18 protein-coding genes are annotated in these 15,359 nt (G+C 59.6%); 11 read left to right on the top strand and 7 right to left on the bottom strand.

Going from position 1 to position 15,359, the window contains the following annotated elements:
- Positions 1-459 precede the first annotated feature (459 nt).
- Genes ACM6IO_RS25370 through ACM6IO_RS25345 form a run of 6 tightly spaced genes read left to right on the top strand, consistent with a single transcriptional unit; the run spans position 460 to position 6,523 of the window.
- On the top strand, positions 460-3,378 hold the full coding sequence (locus tag ACM6IO_RS25370; protein ID WP_414912460.1) for a monovalent cation/H+ antiporter subunit A: 2,919 nt from the start codon (positions 460-462) through the stop codon (positions 3,376-3,378).
- Complete coding sequence (locus ACM6IO_RS25365) at positions 3,378-3,722, top strand: Na+/H+ antiporter subunit C (RefSeq protein WP_008029186.1); 345 nt, start codon at positions 3,378-3,380, stop codon at positions 3,720-3,722. Before ACM6IO_RS25370 ends, ACM6IO_RS25365 begins: the two co-directional genes overlap by 1 nt.
- Positions 3,719-5,404, top strand: coding sequence for a monovalent cation/H+ antiporter subunit D (locus ACM6IO_RS25360; protein ID WP_192496345.1), 1,686 nt, complete (start codon positions 3,719-3,721; stop codon positions 5,402-5,404). Before ACM6IO_RS25365 ends, ACM6IO_RS25360 begins: the two co-directional genes overlap by 4 nt.
- Positions 5,401-5,889 (top strand): Na+/H+ antiporter subunit E, encoded by a 489-nt coding sequence (locus tag ACM6IO_RS25355; RefSeq protein ID WP_223452546.1) that lies wholly within the window; start codon positions 5,401-5,403, stop codon positions 5,887-5,889. Before ACM6IO_RS25360 ends, ACM6IO_RS25355 begins: the two co-directional genes overlap by 4 nt.
- Positions 5,886-6,164, top strand: coding sequence for a K+/H+ antiporter subunit F (locus ACM6IO_RS25350; RefSeq protein WP_008029179.1), 279 nt, complete (start codon positions 5,886-5,888; stop codon positions 6,162-6,164). The genes ACM6IO_RS25355 and ACM6IO_RS25350 overlap by 4 nt, the downstream gene beginning before the upstream one ends.
- The gene (locus ACM6IO_RS25345) at positions 6,161-6,523 is read left to right on the top strand and encodes a Na+/H+ antiporter subunit G (RefSeq protein ID WP_008029177.1); all 363 of its coding nucleotides are present in this window, start codon (positions 6,161-6,163) and stop codon (positions 6,521-6,523) included. The genes ACM6IO_RS25350 and ACM6IO_RS25345 overlap by 4 nt, the downstream gene beginning before the upstream one ends.
- Before the next feature lie 114 nt (positions 6,524-6,637).
- Here the strand turns inward: ACM6IO_RS25345 and ACM6IO_RS25340 are convergent, their stop codons facing one another.
- Positions 6,638-7,075: a DUF3995 domain-containing protein gene (locus ACM6IO_RS25340; RefSeq protein WP_414912459.1), complete on the bottom strand. Its 438-nt coding sequence runs from the start codon at positions 7,073-7,075 to the stop codon at positions 6,638-6,640.
- A 91-nt stretch (positions 7,076-7,166) separates the two neighbouring features.
- Here ACM6IO_RS25340 and ACM6IO_RS25335 point away from each other — a divergent pair, with 91 nt between their 5' ends.
- Both ACM6IO_RS25335 and ACM6IO_RS25330 read left to right on the top strand, forming a co-directional pair.
- Entirely contained in the window at positions 7,167-7,553 is a 387-nt protein-coding gene (locus ACM6IO_RS25335; protein ID WP_414912458.1) for a DUF2946 domain-containing protein, read from the top strand.
- 85 nt (positions 7,554-7,638) lie between these two features.
- A complete protein-coding gene (locus ACM6IO_RS25330) occupies positions 7,639-9,771 on the top strand; it encodes a TonB-dependent receptor (protein WP_414912457.1) in 2,133 nt (710 codons plus the stop codon).
- Positions 9,772-10,155: 384 nt separating this feature from the next.
- Here ACM6IO_RS25330 and ACM6IO_RS25325 read toward each other — a convergent pair whose 3' ends face one another.
- The 3 genes from ACM6IO_RS25325 to ACM6IO_RS25315 all read right to left on the bottom strand — a co-directional run bounded on the left by ACM6IO_RS25325 (position 10,156) and on the right by ACM6IO_RS25315 (position 11,959).
- A complete protein-coding gene (locus tag ACM6IO_RS25325; RefSeq protein ID WP_008035842.1) occupies positions 10,156-11,169 on the bottom strand; it encodes an ABC transporter substrate-binding protein in 1,014 nt (337 codons plus the stop codon).
- 116 nt (positions 11,170-11,285) lie between these two features.
- On the bottom strand, positions 11,286-11,489 hold the full coding sequence (locus ACM6IO_RS25320) for a hypothetical protein (RefSeq protein WP_008035846.1): 204 nt from the start codon (positions 11,487-11,489) through the stop codon (positions 11,286-11,288).
- On the bottom strand, positions 11,489-11,959 hold the full coding sequence (locus tag ACM6IO_RS25315; RefSeq protein WP_008035847.1) for a hypothetical protein: 471 nt from the start codon (positions 11,957-11,959) through the stop codon (positions 11,489-11,491). Before ACM6IO_RS25315 ends, ACM6IO_RS25320 begins: the two co-directional genes overlap by 1 nt.
- Positions 11,960-12,372: 413 nt before the next feature.
- Between ACM6IO_RS25315 and ACM6IO_RS25310 the strand changes: the two genes are divergently transcribed.
- Together ACM6IO_RS25310 and ACM6IO_RS25305 are read left to right on the top strand one after the other, a co-directional pair.
- On the top strand, positions 12,373-12,621 hold the full coding sequence (locus tag ACM6IO_RS25310; protein ID WP_414912456.1) for a hypothetical protein: 249 nt from the start codon (positions 12,373-12,375) through the stop codon (positions 12,619-12,621).
- Between the two features lie 158 nt (positions 12,622-12,779).
- Positions 12,780-13,010 carry a hypothetical protein gene (locus tag ACM6IO_RS25305; protein WP_008044090.1) on the top strand — a complete coding sequence of 77 codons (231 nt, stop codon included), beginning with the start codon at positions 12,780-12,782 and terminating at the stop codon, positions 13,008-13,010.
- Positions 13,011-13,182: 172 nt separating this feature from the next.
- Here the strand turns inward: ACM6IO_RS25305 and ACM6IO_RS25300 are convergent, their stop codons facing one another.
- Both ACM6IO_RS25300 and ACM6IO_RS25295 read right to left on the bottom strand, forming a co-directional pair.
- A complete protein-coding gene (locus ACM6IO_RS25300) occupies positions 13,183-13,761 on the bottom strand; it encodes a hypothetical protein (protein WP_008044092.1) in 579 nt (192 codons plus the stop codon).
- The gene (locus ACM6IO_RS25295; RefSeq protein WP_192417525.1) at positions 13,754-14,386 is read right to left on the bottom strand and encodes a hypothetical protein; all 633 of its coding nucleotides are present in this window, start codon (positions 14,384-14,386) and stop codon (positions 13,754-13,756) included. The genes ACM6IO_RS25300 and ACM6IO_RS25295 overlap by 8 nt, the downstream gene beginning before the upstream one ends.
- A 341-nt stretch (positions 14,387-14,727) precedes the next feature.
- Between ACM6IO_RS25295 and ACM6IO_RS25290 the strand changes: the two genes are divergently transcribed.
- Positions 14,728-14,967 carry a DUF2789 domain-containing protein gene (locus ACM6IO_RS25290; protein WP_192417524.1) on the top strand — a complete coding sequence of 80 codons (240 nt, stop codon included), beginning with the start codon at positions 14,728-14,730 and terminating at the stop codon, positions 14,965-14,967.
- Here ACM6IO_RS25290 and ACM6IO_RS25285 read toward each other — a convergent pair whose 3' ends face one another.
- Positions 14,968-15,171 (bottom strand): hypothetical protein, encoded by a 204-nt coding sequence (locus ACM6IO_RS25285; RefSeq protein WP_008035852.1) that lies wholly within the window; start codon positions 15,169-15,171, stop codon positions 14,968-14,970. It abuts the gene before it with no gap.
- Positions 15,172-15,359 lie beyond the last annotated feature (188 nt).

Genomic DNA, 15,359 nt, shown 5'->3' with positions numbered 1-15,359 from the left:
CGGCCAGGGATGGCCGATGGCGGCGGGCCCACGGAGCAGGACCGGAGCGAGGGCATGCCGAGCATTAGCGAGGCACCGAACGAAAGGGGCAAGAGCCCTTGGTTACTTGGGGCTTTTCCAAGTGACTCGCCGTAAGGGAGAAACCATAAGTGGCCGTCACCGCAGCAATGGATATGTACACCATCAAAGAAACACGCCGGCCATTAGGACGCCATCGTCGGAACGCCGCCCGCAGCAAGCCGGCTCCTACAAGGGATCGGATGTATCCGCAAAACCTCGCCTTAACCTGTGGGAGCGAGCCGGCTCACAAAGGGTCCAGCCCCGCTGAACACAGCCCCCTGAAACAATGTGAATCAGGCATTTTCCGTCTACCTTGTAGGATTCTGCCACAGCTTGCCGTTTGGTGATCCGGGGACTGGCACGTATGATGCTTCACAAACTTCCGCAGATTAGAAGCCTATGTCCCTGATAGTTCTACTGCTTCTGCCCTTTGTCGGCAGCTGTCTGGCAGCCGTGCTGCCGCACAACGCGCGTAACACTGAATCTTTGTTGGCTGGCGTCGTTGCCCTCATAGGCACCGTCCAGGTCGCACTCCTGTACCCGCAGATCGCCCATGGTGGCGTCATTCGCGAAGAGTTTTTCTGGCTACCCAGCCTAGGACTGAACTTTGTTCTGCGCATGGACGGGTTTGCCTGGCTGTTCTCGATGCTGGTGCTGGGCATCGGCACGCTGGTGTCGTTGTATGCCCGCTATTACATGTCGCCGGATGACCCGGTGCCGCGGTTCTTCGCGTTTTTCCTGGCGTTCATGGGCGCCATGCTCGGCCTGGTGATTTCCGGCAACCTGATCCAGATCGTGTTTTTCTGGGAGTTGACCAGCCTCTTTTCATTCCTGTTGATCGGCTATTGGCACCACCGCGCCGATGCGCGACGCGGCGCTTACATGGCGCTGATGGTCACCGGCGCGGGCGGTTTGTGCCTGCTGGCGGGGGTCATGCTGCTTGGCCATGTGGTCGGCAGCTATGACCTGGATAAGGTCCTGGCCGCCGGCGATCTGATTCGCGCACATTCCCTCTACCCTCTTCTGCTTCCCCTGATTCTGATCGGCGCCCTGAGTAAAAGCGCGCAATTCCCCTTCCACTTCTGGCTGCCCCACGCGATGGCGGCGCCGACACCGGTCTCTGCGTATTTGCACTCGGCGACCATGGTCAAGGCCGGGGTGTTTCTGCTGGCGCGGCTGTGGCCGTCGTTGTCCGGCAGCGAGGAATGGTTCTACATCGTCAGCGGCGCCGGTGCCTGCACCCTGTTACTCGGCGCGTACTGCGCGATGTTCCAGAACGACCTCAAAGGCCTGCTCGCGTACTCGACCATCAGCCACCTAGGCCTGATCACCCTGCTGCTGGGCCTGAACAGTCCACTGGCTGCCGTGGCCGCCGTGTTTCACATCCTCAACCACGCCACCTTCAAGGCGTCGCTGTTCATGGCCGCCGGGATCATCGACCACGAAAGCGGCACCCGCGACATTCGCAAGCTCAGCGGCCTGATCAAACTGATTCCGTTCACCGCGACGTTGGCCATGGTCGCCAGTGCCTCGATGGCCGGCGTGCCGTTGCTCAACGGTTTCCTGTCGAAAGAGATGTTCTTCGCCGAAACCGTGTTCATCAACGCGACCGCCTGGATCGAGCTGACCCTGCCCATCGTCGCAACCATCGCCGGCACGTTCAGTGTTGCTTATTCGCTGCGTTTCACCGTCGACGTGTTCTTCGGCCCGACCGCCACCGACCTGCCGCACACCCCGCACGAACCGCCGCGCTGGATGCGCGCGCCGGTGGAATTGCTGGTGTTCACCTGCCTGATCGTGGGGATTTTCCCGGCGCAAGTGGTCGGCTCATTACTGGCTGCCGCTGCCCTGCCCGTCGTCGGCGGCACCTTGCCTGAATACAGCCTGGCGATCTGGCACGGCTGGAACGCGCCGATGATCATGAGCCTGATCGCCATGTCCGGCGGCATCGTGCTCTACCTGCTGCTGCGCAACCAGTTCAAGCACGGGCGTTTCAAATACCCGCCGGTGATTGGCCTGTTCAACGGCAAGCGCCTGTTCGAGCGCAGCCTGGTGATCATGATGCGCCTGGCCCGTCGCCTGGAGCGGCGGATCAGCACCAGACGCCTGCAAACCCAACTGTTCCTGATGGTGCTCGCCGCCGTGCTGGCCGGGTTGATCCCGATGCTGCACAGCAGCCTGAGCTGGGGTGACCGGCCGAAGATTCCGGGCTCGATCGTGTTCGTGACCTTGTGGCTGCTGGCGATTGCCTGTGCCCTCGGCGCGGCGTGGCAAGCCAAGTATCACCGGCTCGCGGCCCTGACCATGGTCAGTGTTTGCGGCTTGATGACGTGCATCACGTTTGTCTGGTTCTCGGCCCCGGACCTGGCGCTGACACAACTGGTGGTTGAAGTGGTGACCACGGTGCTGATCCTGCTGGGCCTGCGCTGGTTGCCGCGACGGATCGAAGAGGTCTCGCCGCTGCCGAGCAGCCTGCGCAAGGCACGCATCCGGCGTCTGCGCGACTTGCTGCTGTCGATCGCCGTCGGGGGCGGCATGGCGTTGCTGTCGTACGCAATGCTGACGCGCCAGACGCCCAACGACATTTCCTCGTTCTACCTCAGCCGAGCCCTGCCGGAAGGTGGTGGCAGCAACGTGGTCAACGTGATGCTGGTGGACTTCCGTGGCTTCGATACCCTCGGCGAAATCACCGTGCTGGTGGCCGTGGCGCTGACTGTGTTCGCGCTGTTGCGACGCTTCCGCCCGCCAAAAGAAAGCCTGCAACTGCCGGCGCAACAGCGCTTGCTCGCGCCCGACGTGGTCACCGACCTGGTCAACCCGCGTCACGCCAGCGACACCGCGCTCGGTTTCATGATGGTGCCGGCGGTGCTGGTGCGCATGCTGTTGCCGATTGCGTTCGTGGTCTCGATCTACCTGTTCATGCGCGGCCACAACCAGCCGGGCGGCGGGTTTGTCGCGGGGCTGGTGATGTCGGTGGCGTTCATCCTGCAATACATGGTCGCCGGCACGCAGTGGGTCGAGGCACAAATGAGCCTGCGCCCACTGCGCTGGATGGGCACCGGTTTGCTGTTCGCCACGGTCACCGGGCTCGGGGCGATGGCGGTCGGCTATCCGTTCCTGACCACCCACACCTGGCATGCCGAACTGCCGGTATTGGGCGACATTCACATCGCCAGCGCACTGTTCTTCGACATCGGCGTGTACTCGGTGGTGGTCGGCTCGACGCTGTTGATCCTCACCGCCCTCGGCCACCAATCGGTACGCGGCCATAAAACCGCTGCCCAGCCCAGATCCGTCGCCACGAAAGGAGCCGTCTGATGGAAGAAGTCATCGCAATCGCCATCGGCGTACTGGCCGCGTCCGGTGTCTGGCTGGTGCTACGGCCACGGACGTTCCAGGTGGTCATGGGCCTGTGCCTGCTGTCGTACGGCGTCAATCTGTTCATCTTCAGCATGGGCAGTCTGTTCATCGGCAAAGAGCCGAACATCAAGGACGGCGTGCCGCAAGATCTGTTGCATTACACCGACCCGCTGCCACAAGCGCTGGTGCTGACCGCCATCGTGATCAGCTTCGCCATGACCGCGCTGTTTCTCGTCGTGCTGCTGGCTTCGCGTGGCTTGACCGGCACCGACCATGTGGATGGCCGGGAGCCTAAAGAATGAATGCGATGACGCACCTGATCGCCGCACCGATTCTGTTGCCGCTGCTGACCGCCGCCATCATGCTGATGCTGGGCGAGAAGCACCGCCCGCTGAAGGCTAAAATCAACCTGCTCTCCAGCCTCTTGGGGCTGGGCATCGCCGTGCTGTTGCTGCAATGGACGCAAACCACTGATGTGCCCGGCTCCATCGGCGTCTACCTGCCGGGCAACTGGCAAGTACCGTTCGGGATCGTGCTGGTGGTCGATCGTCTGTCCGCGCTGATGCTGGTACTGACCGGGATCATCGGCGTCAGCGCCCTGCTGTTCGCGATGGCCCGATGGGACGGCGCCGGTTCCAGTTTCCACGCGCTGTTCCAGATCCAGATGATGGGTTTGTATGGCGCGTTCCTGACGGCGGACCTGTTCAACCTGTTCGTGTTTTTCGAGGTTCTGCTGGCGGCCTCTTACGGCCTGATGCTCCACGGTTCGGGCCGGGCGCGGGTGTCGTCGGGGTTGCATTACATCTCGATCAATCTGCTGGCCTCTTCGCTGTTCCTGATTGGCGCGGCGCTGATCTACGGCGTCACCGGCACCCTGAACATGGCTGACCTGGCGCTGAAAATCCCGCTGGTGCCGGAAGCCGATCGCGGCTTGCTGCATGCCGGCGCGGCGATTCTCGCCGTGGCGTTCCTGGCCAAGGCCGGGATGTGGCCGCTGAATTTCTGGCTGGTGCCGGCCTATTCCTCGGCCAGTGCGCCGGTGGCGGCGATGTTCGCGATCATGACCAAGGTTGGCGTCTACACCTTGCTGCGCCTGTGGACCTTACTGTTCTCCGGTCAGGCCGGCGCGTCGGCATATTTTGGCGGCGACTGGCTGATCTACGGCGGCATGGCAACCATCGTCTGCGCCGCCGTGGCGATCCTCGCCGCGCAACGTCTGGAGCGCATGGCCAGCCTGAGCATTCTGGTGTCGGCAGGGATTCTGCTGTCGGCCATCGGTTTCGCCCAGCCGAACCTGATCGGCGCGGCGCTGTTCTATCTCGTCAGCTCGACCCTGGCGTTGAGCGCGTTGTTCCTGCTGGCCGAGTTGATCGAGCGCTCGCGCTCGGCCAATGAAATGCCGTTGTTCGATGACGCCGACCTGATTGCGCGGCCGATGGAATCCCTGCAACCGCCCAAAGGCATCAACCTCGACGATGAACAGAAAGCCGTGGTCGGCCAGGTGATTCCATGGACCATGGCGTTTCTCGGCTTGAGCTTCATCGCTTGCGCGTTGCTGATCATCGGCATGCCGCCGCTGTCCGGCTTTATCGGCAAACTCGGTTTACTGCACGCCCTGCTCAACCCGCTGGGCTTGGGCAATGGCGCGGATGAACCGGTGTCGAACGCCGCGTGGGGATTGTTGGCGTTGCTGATTCTCTCCGGGCTGGCGTCGTTGATTGCCTTCTCGCGCCTGGGCATCCAGCGTTTCTGGACGCCTGAAGAACGGCCATCACCCTTGCTGCGACGGCTCGAATGTGTGCCGATCATTGCACTGTTGGGCCTGAGCATTCTGCTGACCTTCAAGGCTGAGCCGTTGCTGCGTTACACCCAGGCCGCCGCACAAACCTTGAACAATCCGCAGCAATACGTGATGGCGGTGCTTGGCACCCGGGCAGTTCCGAGTCCGGAAGCCAAAGCGGCCGTCGCGGAGGTGCAGCCATGAGGCGTCTGTTTCCTGCACCTTGGTTGTCACTGGCGCTGTGGTTGTTGTGGCTGGTGCTGAACCTGTCGATAAGCCCCGGCAACCTGTTGCTGGGCGCCGTGCTCGGGTTTTGCGCGCCGTTGATGATGCGCAAATTGCGCCCCCTGCCGATCCGCATTCGGCGTCCCGGTGTGATTCTGCGTTTGTTCTTCATCGTCGGTCGCGACGTGCTGGTCTCCAACCTTGCTGTGGCCTGGGGTGTCTTGAACGCCGGTCGACGCCCGCCGCGCTCGCGGTTCATCAAGGTGCCGCTGGATTTGCGCGACGCCAACGGCCTGGCGGCACTGGCGATGATCTGCACGGTGGTGCCCGGTACGGTCTGGTCCGAACTGGCGCTGGACCGCAGCATTTTGTTGCTGCACGTTTTCGATCTGGATGACGAAGCGCTGTTCATCGAGCATTTCAAGGTGACCTACGAACGCCCGTTGATGGAGATTTTCGAATGAGCCCGTTGCTGTCGAATGCGGTTCTGCTGAGCCTGTTCATTTTTTCGCTGGCGATGGTCCTGACCCTGATCCGCCTGTTCAAAGGGCCGTCGGCGCAGGACCGGGTTCTGGCGCTGGATTACCTGTACATCATCGCGATGCTGATGATGCTGACACTGGGTATTCGTTATGCCAGTGACACCTACTTCGAAGCGGCGCTGCTGATCGCGCTGTTCGGCTTCGTCGGCTCGTTTGCCCTGGCGAAATTCCTGCTGCGTGGCGAGGTGATCGAATGAACGCAGAACTGTCTCTGTGGGTGGAAATCCCGGTGGCGATCCTGCTGGTACTCAGCAGTGTTTTTGCGCTGATCGGGGCGATCGGGCTGGTGCGGATGAAGGATTACTTCCAGCGCATGCACCCGCCGGCGCTGGCCTCGACATTGGGTGCGTGGTGCGTGGCGCTGGGGTCGATCATCTACTTTTCGGCGCTCAAGTCCGGGCCGGTGCTGCATGCCTGGCTGATCCCGATCCTGCTGGCGATTACGGTGCCGGTGACCACGTTGCTGCTGGCGCGGGCGGCGTTGTTCCGCAAGCGTATGGCGGGGGATGATGTGCCGGCGGAGGTGAGTAGTCGGCGGACTGAGAGCGGGAGTTAAGTTCAGAGATTTGTATTGATTGTCAGGGCCTCTTCGCGGGCAAGCCTCGCTCCTACAGGGACCGGCTGTAAACACACATCCCTCTGTAGGAGCAAGGCTTGCCCGCGAAGCTTTTCAGACCCAGGCAACTGCCAACAATCCCGCCCCCAACACCACACACAACGGCGAATACACCCACGTATCCAGCCGGGCAAATTCCGATCCCTTGATCTGCTTGAAAAACCCCACCAGGTTCGAATCGCCAATCGCCCGGGCGAACATCAGCATGGCGATTGCGCTGATCACCCATTGCAGCGATTGATGGGTCACCGCCGGCACCCACCAGCCAACGCGCAAACACACCAGCGCTGCAATCAGCAGCAATCCGAAAGCCACCAATAACGTCAGCCACCTCGAAGGCTTGAACGCGGGTCGCGATTGCGCGCCGTCCTCCCCCGGCACTTGCGGCACGGCCGCCACGAAAGCCCACTGGCCACCCAGCGCCCAGTAGACATGTATCAGGCTTATCACCGCGAAGATCGTCACCAGCCACTGAGCCAACACAAACGTCATGTCGAGGATCCTTGAAAGTGAATTAACAGAATCATCCTAGTCGGCATTTTTAGAAGTGCGCGGCTGATCAACGGTGGTAAAGTGCCACCCCATGAAACTCGCCCGAACCGATCGCTCACTCATTGCATGGATGCTTTATTGCTGCGTCCTGTTCAATGTGTTCGCCTGCAGCATCGGTCACGGGCAAATGGTCGGGGCGCAGCTCAACGGCCTCGGTGGCCAGTTCTGTACGGTTGACCCGCGCACTCAGGCACCTGCGTCCTCAAACACTTCCGAAGAGCAACTGCCGACACTGTCGAAAGCCTTCGGCTGCCCGTTGTGCTCCACCGGCGGCATGGGCCCGGCGCTCAATTCCAGCCTGACCCTGGCGATCCTCCCGCAAACACACAGTCCACCCTTGGTGGTCGTCGCCAACGCTGACCTCCCTGCCCGCTTCACCTGGCCCTCGGCCAACCCCCGCGCCCCACCGTTCGCCTGAATCCTTCGCCATTCAATCAGCTCACTTCGCCAACGCGAGGCGTTCGCCTGTGCGCTGTTTCCTAGCAAGCATTCAGGATTCATCGATGAAAACCATTCCTTTGCTGGCCAGCCTGATCGGCTGCCTGTCCGTTAACGCCTGGGCACAATCCACAGTGGACCTCGCACCAATCACCATTGATGGCGAAGCCATCGCCGAGCCGGGTCTGAGCCTGGACCAATCCAGCGGCATGGCCTCGCGACTGGGACTGAGCGTGCGTGAAACCCCGGCGTCGGTGGCGATTGCCAACCGCAACGACATCGAACGCCACGGCGCGCAGAACTTCCAGGACGCCGCCAACACCTTGCCCGGTGTGAATGCCAGTGCGCCGCCGGGTTTCGGCGGGTTCGTCTCCTACCGTGGTTTCACCAGCAGCCAGATCACCCAGATGTTCAATGGCGTCAACGTCTCCGGCGGCCTTGCCCGGCCCGTGGATGCGTGGATCTATGATCGGGTGGAACTGGTGGGCGGCCCGTCATCGCTGATCAATGGCGCCGGCTCCGTGGGCGGTTCGCTGAACTACGTGACCAGACTGGCGACCCGTGAAGAGCAAGCGGTCGAAGGCCGGATCAGCTACAGCAGTTACGACACCACCGAGACCGCGTTTGGCCTTAATCACGCGCTCAGTGAAGCCGGTGCGGATGTGCAGCATTACGCGCGGCTGGATGTCAGCCACAACACCGGCAACGGCTACATTGATCGCCAGGAGCGCGATGCGTGGAGCGTGGCGTTTTCGCTGCTCAGTGACCTGACACCAAACCTGTCCCACACCCTGGCCCTGGAATATCAGGATGAACACGAAGACAGTCCGTACTGGGGCACGCCGGTGCTGAATCCCAAGGCCGGTGAACTGAAGATCGACAAGCACAACCGCTTCAACAACTACAACGTCGAGGACGGCCGTTACGAGCAACGCACAATCTGGGTGCGCTCGATCATCGATTACCGGATCAACGACAGCACCACCTTGCGCAACACGCTTTATCACCTCGACAGTCAGCGCGATTACCGCAACCTGGAAACCTATCAGTACAGCGCCAACAACCGCGCGGTGAACCGTTCCACGGCGTATCAGGTGCGCCATCAGGGCGAGCAGAACGGCAACCAGTTCGAACTGCGTCACGACAACACGTTGTTTGGCCTGGATACCACCTGGTCCGGCGGCTTCGAGTACAAGGTCAACCAGACCACCAATTCGCCGCTGAACGTAAAAGGCGCGAGCACGGTCGACCCGGACAACTTTCAGCCGGGGCATTTCTACGACATTCCGGGCACCCGGCCGGGGTTTGTCAGCGACAAGACCAACGAAGTCACCACCAAGGCGCTGTTCGCCGAGAACCGCCTGGCGCTGACCGATAAATTGTCGTTGCTGACCGGCCTGCGTTACGACGACATCGATCTGGACGTGACCAACCACCGGGAAGTGACCGCCAGCAATCCACGTCATCTCAAACGTAGCTGGGAACCTGTAACTGGTCGCGTCGGCCTGACCTACCAGTTCATCCCTGACGCCAACGTCTACGTGCAATACAGCACCGCCGCCGAACAACCCAACGGCACGCAGGATTTTGATGTCTCGACCGGCAAGCAATGGGAAGTCGGCAGCAAATTCGACTACCTGGACGGGCGCGGTTCGGCGACGCTGGCGGCGTACACGATTGAGCGCAAAGACTTCGCGGTGACCGATCCGCAGGACCCGACGCTTAGCATTCCCGTGGGCCAGCAGACGTCCAAAGGCATCGAGCTGGCCAGTTCGTTGCGGATCACCGACAAGCTGTTGGCCGAAGGTAACTTTGCCTGGGTTGACGCTCAGTACGACGAGTTCACCGAGAAGAATGCTGCGGGTGTGGTGGTTTCACGCAAGGGCAACACACCGACCAATGTGCCGGACCGGGTCGGCAATCTGTGGCTGACCTATGATTTTGCGCCGCAATGGCAAGGAGGTGTCGATGCGCGGTACGTCGCCTCGGTGTTTGCCGACAGCGCCAACACGATGACCGTGCCGTCTTATACGCTCTATGGCACGTTTCTCAGCTACAAGGTCGATCGGCGCACCACCGTCACTGGCCGGGTACGCAACCTGACCAACGAGGTGTATGCCGAGTTTGCGCACGTGTCGCCGGCGTATTACCTGGGTACACCGCGGACCTTTGAGCTGGCCGTGCAAACCCGGTTTTAGTGCTCGATCCACACTCCCCGTAGGAGCCGGCTTGCCAGCGATGAGGCCCGAAAGTTTTGCATCGGTTTGGAGGTCGCCATCGCCAGCAAGCTGGCTCCTACAAGGGGTGTTGTGGCAGGCCTGAATAAGGTGAACAACACGACCCACTGTAGGAGCCGGCTTGCCGGCGATGAGGCCCGAAAGTTTTGCATCGGTTTGGAGGTCGCCATCGCCAGCAAGCCGGCTCCTACAAGGGGTGTTGTGGCTGGCCTGAATAAGGTGAACGACACGATCCACTGTAGGAGCCGGCTTGCTGGCGATGAGGCCCGAGCGTTCGGCATCGATTTCGAGGCCGCCATCGCCAGCAAGCCGGCTCCTACAGTCCGGTGATATCAGCGGCACCCATCATTTCAACTCGGCGGAGACTTTATCCGCCACATCCTTCGGCACCCACGCTTGCCACACATCCGGGTGCGCCTTCATGAACGCCTCCGCCGCCTGGCGCGGTGGAGTGTGTTTCTCGCTCATATCAGCCAGCGCCTTGTTCAACGGGCCGATGGGAAAATCAACCTTGCTGAAAAATTCGGCAATCTGCGGATATTGTTTCTGGAACGGTGTGGACACCCCAATCGACAGCTTCGAGGGCAGTGAGCGCGTCGGTTTCGGATTGGGGTTGTCGGCGTCGGTCAGGGTTTTCCAGGCTTCGGCATCGAACGGCGGTTCTTCCAGCTGAACCAGTTTGAAGCGCCCGAGCAAGGGCGTAGGCGACCAGTAATAGAACAGGACCGGCTTGCCACGACGGATCGACGAACTGATTTCCGCATCCAGCGCCGCTCCGGAGCCGCTGCGAAAGTTCACATAGCTGTCGTTCAAGCCATAGGCCGTGAGCTTCTGCTTGTTGACCACCTCCGAGGTCCAGCCGATCGGGCTGTTGAGGAAGCGCCCCTTGCCCGGGCTTTCCGGGTCACTGAACACGTCCTTGTATTTCGGCAGGTCACTGACACTGCGCAAGCCGGGGGCCAGCGGTTTGATCCCCTTGGCCGGATCGCCCTTGATCACGTATTCGGGCACCCACCAGCCTTCGGTGGCGCCCTTCACCGTATCGCCAAGACTCGCGACTTTACCTTCGGCTTCAGCCTTGACCCAGACCGGGCTGCGACCGGCCCATTCTTCGCCAATGACCTGAATGTCATTGTTGGCCAGGGCGGTTTCCAGGGTGATGGTCGTTCCCGGCAAGGTATCGGTCTGCAGCCCGTAGCCCTTCTCGACAATGATCCGCAGGATATCGGTGATCAGACTGCCGCTTTCCCAGTTCAGGTCGGCGAAGTGGATCGGCGCCTGGGCGGCGAATACTGGAATGGGTGAACCCAGACCGAAAGCGACCAGAACAGTGGCCAGCAACCGTCGAAATCCGTTCATGCTTTTGCACCTCGTGCTGTTCACAGCAATAGCAGGATGGCCTGATAAAGACCGCAAGCCTCAAAATACTCAGTCAACTGACTGTAGTAGAGGTTCCTGCTTTCGAGGGGCGAGGATTATTTTTCGGAAATTTCCTGCAAGCGCGCCAGCTCTCTTCTGACCATGCTGGCGTACTCCGCCGGGCGTAACGTGTAGATCTGCGACGCCACCCACCCCAGCCAGGCCCCTTGCAGGATGGCCTTCTGTTCGAACAGTCGCTGGGCCTCCACCTGGGCGCTGGCCTGGTTCTGTATGTGAAAATCGGCGCGGGTCAGGGGCATTACTCGCTGGCCTTGAAGGTTACCAGTTCACCCTTGCGCCACTTGGCGGCCTTGGCCGTCACGGCTTTCAGGGTTTTGGTCAGGCCTTCCTGCAATTGTTGGTGGGCGGCAAACACCATCACCACGCTGTGACCTTCCTTGAACACGATCCCGTGACCGTCGGCGGTGGTCACGAACGCGTAATCGCCCAGGCCATACACCGTCAGTTTGATTTCGCGGAACTTGATGTCCAGCTTGCCGCCTTCGCGACTGGGCAAAACCGAAGCGCTGAAATGATCGCCGACTTTAAGTTTCAAGCCTGGCTTGTCGTCCACCACCAGTGCTGATTCGGTGTCGATCTCGGCAATGTAAATGCCTTCGGCGTTCTGTTCGGTGATGTAAACAAAACGTGACTGGAACTGCTTGACCAGCTTTGCGCGCAAATCACCCAGCACGAACAAAGCATGCATATCGAGATTACTTACTGCCAAGGAAACATCCCCACATCTGAAAATGATGCCGCACGCCTGCAAACAGCGCACAGCAGAAAAAAGCGGCAATGCCGAAGGTGTCGCCAAATGACCCGTGTTGAAATCCTGAAACGAGCAGAGGGCTCATTCATCGCGAGGCGTAAGAAGACTAATGGAAAGTCACTCGCGTCGTCTTGCCTGGAGTTCGTCAGAGGTTGAAGGAAAAAGCCCTTCTGACTGCCAGAAAAAACGGATTACCAACCTTAGGGAAAAAACTCTTTAAAAAAAGCACTTTTCCGACATATCGCCGGCAAAAAATTGCTTTAGATAACCATCAATCGCCCACCAGTGACGGTGATTCTAGAGCAGCGATGCTCTTCGAGACTACCCAAAACGATGTACACACGTCGGCAAAATAACGAAAAGGACTTCATATGTGCCCCCTGACACACTTCGCCCGTCCCCTCGCGCCTTACTCAGGCAACCCGTCGACGCTGTACGCGGCGGGGTTTCAACACCCTGAACTTGACCCTGAAACGCTTGCCACACCGCGTTTTCAGGTCGTTCTGGCCGGCAATGCGTTTTTCCACATCAAAGAAATTTCCACTGGCCATGTCAGAGGTTTCCGCAGCGACCACAACGAAGCATGTGCGCTCGCCCGCCAGCTCGAATTACATCGCTAAACGCTACGCTCAGTCCCTTCTTATAGACGTTTCGTCATGCCGACGACTTAACTCAGCCGTCGGCAGGCAACTACTGCCATACTGCCGAACCAATGAAACCCGTTCCCAAGACGGACGGCGTTCAACACAACAGGATATTTCCAGGGGAAGGCTGCTACGTGACGGAATTTGATATCGGTGAATTTTTTATCCGGGGCGAAGCCAGAGAAGTCGAAGGCGAATTCCAGGCGGTCATTGTCATGCGCGCCAAACCGCCGCTGACCACGGTGTCGTATCACCAGGTCGAGAAGGATCGTTGGTTCAAAACCTCGGACGTCGCCGAAATCGCCGCAAAGGAAGCCGCCAAGGCACTGAAGCTTGCGGTCGATGATGGGGCATTGAAAGCCTGAAATGGGGGTGGACAAGTCCGGGAGCCGGCGCTGGGCAGCACGATTTTCATGACCGCCAGCGCGCTGTATCAGGCCAGAACGGGCCTCGCCGACAAGGTCGGCACCTCGGCCCGAGAGGTGTCAGCGGCGTGCCAACCTTGCACAGGTTGCACGCCGTCATAGCGACAATCGATCAGATCAGCTTGCGCTTGACCGCTTCATCCAGCGTGCTTTGGGTCAAGTGCTTGAGCAACACGTCCCCTCGTTCATTGAACGGCGCCCCGACAATCAGCAGAATCTGCAACCAGGTGCGAGTGCTCTCCTGCTTGACGATTTTGCCCAGCACGTTGCCTTCCTGATCCTTGAACACCGTTTCCAGCGTGAAGGTATTGCTGTACGTAGTCGGGATCACGAAAAACGTGAATCCCGTCAGCCAGGCACTGGCGATATTGCCTTGTTCGTTGTTGGTCAACGTACTCGTGACGTACAAGTTCGAGTCAACTTTGTCCGTGGTCACGCTTTTGAACTGTCCGGATTCCTTGAAGGTTTCCAGCATGTTCTTTTCCACCAGCGCCGCATTGTCCCCGGCGCCCGACAGTTCGCCGTTGAACTTCTGCTGAATGGTCACGTGCAGATAAGCACTGGGCTTGTCTTGCCGGGCCTGGGCCGGTGGCCACTGATCCACCGGTGGCAAGTTGTGCTGGGAGTAGGAAATGCAGCCAGTCAGGGCGCTGCTGGCCATCAACAGCAAAACCAAAAGGTACTTATTCATGTGCAGCCAATTCCTTTGACAGTGGACGCAGTTGAGGGGTGGCACCGGCCAGCAATTGAGCGATCAATTCACGCAGCTGAGTACCGCCCAGGCGGGGATTGAGATAATCGGCATTCCACATGCCGACATTCTTGTCGAGCTTCACCTTCTCGACCGACCTGGCCAGTTGCTTGCCCTGACGGTCTTCGATGATCAGTTCACCCGCGAGGTCGTATTTGTCGACGTAAATCGGACCGTCGACCCAGATCCAGAGGGTCAAGGTCAACAGCGCACCTGGAAGGTAAGCCGGGTGCATGGTGCGTTTGCCTGCCAGCGAGGTCAGGTTGAACTTGAGCACCACGTCGTCCTCGCCGGCCTTGGCCGGGAACGCCACGATTCGCTTGAAGTAATCGCTTTTGTCGACATAGACGCTGATCTGCTCGGTCAACTGTTGGCTGCCGGCGACACGCACCTTGTCGTCCAGATCGGGGGCGGAAATCACGACGTCGCTGATCTCGGCACTACGATCAAGGGTGGATGGCGCGGGGTTCAAGGGTTCGCCAATGGGGCCCAGCGGTGTAAACGACACACAACCGGTCAGCGACAGGCCAAGCGCGATGGCCATCAGATAAACAAGACGCTTCACTGCTTACATCCTTTTCATACGGGATCGGGGACGCGTCGACTCGAAAGAAAATCGCGCAAGGGATGGGCAATTCAGCACTGAAAGGCGGAAATCCTGGGGAGCGAGTGTCGCCTACATCCTTGTTCGAACTCTTTGAATGGCGGCTCTGTGACGCCAAAAACGCGACAGCATCGTAATCGTTGAAGCCCTGACAGACAATAGCCCATTGCCATCATTGTGGCGATTCCGGAGAAAGCTGCTAAACCCCTATCGAACTCTTGATGCGCGGCTCCCTCAGATGCAATGACACTGCATTGCCGATTCCACACTCGATGCGACTGAATGACCTCAAGGAGATGCAGATGGATTCACCTACACACGACTTGAAAGGCTTGTTCGACCAACTCGGCCTGGACTCCAGCGAGAAGGCCATCGACGACTTCATCGCCAGTCATTCGCCTATGCCCGATGATAAAAAACTCATCGATGCCGAGTTCTGGACGCCGCAGCAGGCCGGTTTCCTGAAAGAACAATTGCGTGAGGATGCTGATTGGTCACGGGTGGTTGATGACCTGAATCTGCGTATGCATCAGGTTCACTAGTCAATGCAGGCTGTCGGGGGCTTCGGCGCTTAATTGGGCCAACCAGGCAGCCTTGCACTCCTCCGCTTCATCGCGACGGGAGAATGCCGTCCCCCGGCGTTCGCCGTTCAACAGCACGACCCAGCAGACGCTCTGCCCCTGCGCTCGCAAACTGGCGGGCACACCGCTGCCGATCATGACGGCGACATCGACTTTGCTTTGCATGCTGACCTCTTTGACTTCATTAGCAACCTAACTATGAAGGCATGGTAATGAGTTCATGTGTGAGGAAACAGCAACTGTGTTGCATAGATTAGTTGCTGGAATCGCAATAATGGTGGGGTTGGGGTACATATCCGTTTCTGCGGTAACGGCGGCTGGCGGTTTCGCTTTTACAGCGAGTCACTTGGAAG

Origin of the sequence: Pseudomonas sp. IT-P44, assembly GCF_949768225.1 — a bacterium.
Classification (GTDB): domain Bacteria; phylum Pseudomonadota; class Gammaproteobacteria; order Pseudomonadales; family Pseudomonadaceae; genus Aquipseudomonas; species Aquipseudomonas migulae.
This window is presented reverse-complemented; position numbering and strand designations above follow the sequence as displayed.

Bases quoted from the DNA above. Each gene is read 5' to 3' on its own strand.
- ACM6IO_RS25370 (WP_414912460.1), top strand. From the start codon at position 460: ATGTCCCTGATAGTTCTACTGCTTCTGCCCTTTGTCGGCAGCTGTCTG.
- ACM6IO_RS25365 (WP_008029186.1), top strand. From the start codon at position 3,378: ATGGAAGAAGTCATCGCAATCGCCATCGGCGTACTGGCCGCGTCCGGT.
- ACM6IO_RS25360 (WP_192496345.1), top strand. From the start codon at position 3,719: ATGAATGCGATGACGCACCTGATCGCCGCACCGATTCTGTTGCCGCTG.
- ACM6IO_RS25355 (WP_223452546.1), top strand. From the start codon at position 5,401: ATGAGGCGTCTGTTTCCTGCACCTTGGTTGTCACTGGCGCTGTGGTTG.
- ACM6IO_RS25350 (WP_008029179.1), top strand. From the start codon at position 5,886: ATGAGCCCGTTGCTGTCGAATGCGGTTCTGCTGAGCCTGTTCATTTTT.
- ACM6IO_RS25345 (WP_008029177.1), top strand. From the start codon at position 6,161: ATGAACGCAGAACTGTCTCTGTGGGTGGAAATCCCGGTGGCGATCCTG.
- ACM6IO_RS25340 (WP_414912459.1), bottom strand. From the start codon at position 7,075: ATGACGTTTGTGTTGGCTCAGTGGCTGGTGACGATCTTCGCGGTGATA.
- ACM6IO_RS25335 (WP_414912458.1), top strand. From the start codon at position 7,167: ATGAAACTCGCCCGAACCGATCGCTCACTCATTGCATGGATGCTTTAT.
- ACM6IO_RS25330 (WP_414912457.1), top strand. From the start codon at position 7,639: ATGAAAACCATTCCTTTGCTGGCCAGCCTGATCGGCTGCCTGTCCGTT.
- ACM6IO_RS25325 (WP_008035842.1), bottom strand. From the start codon at position 11,169: ATGAACGGATTTCGACGGTTGCTGGCCACTGTTCTGGTCGCTTTCGGT.
- ACM6IO_RS25320 (WP_008035846.1), bottom strand. From the start codon at position 11,489: ATGCCCCTGACCCGCGCCGATTTTCACATACAGAACCAGGCCAGCGCC.
- ACM6IO_RS25310 (WP_414912456.1), top strand. From the start codon at position 12,373: ATGTGCCCCCTGACACACTTCGCCCGTCCCCTCGCGCCTTACTCAGGC.
- ACM6IO_RS25300 (WP_008044092.1), bottom strand. From the start codon at position 13,761: ATGAATAAGTACCTTTTGGTTTTGCTGTTGATGGCCAGCAGCGCCCTG.
- ACM6IO_RS25290 (WP_192417524.1), top strand. From the start codon at position 14,728: ATGGATTCACCTACACACGACTTGAAAGGCTTGTTCGACCAACTCGGC.
- ACM6IO_RS25285 (WP_008035852.1), bottom strand. From the start codon at position 15,171: ATGCAAAGCAAAGTCGATGTCGCCGTCATGATCGGCAGCGGTGTGCCC.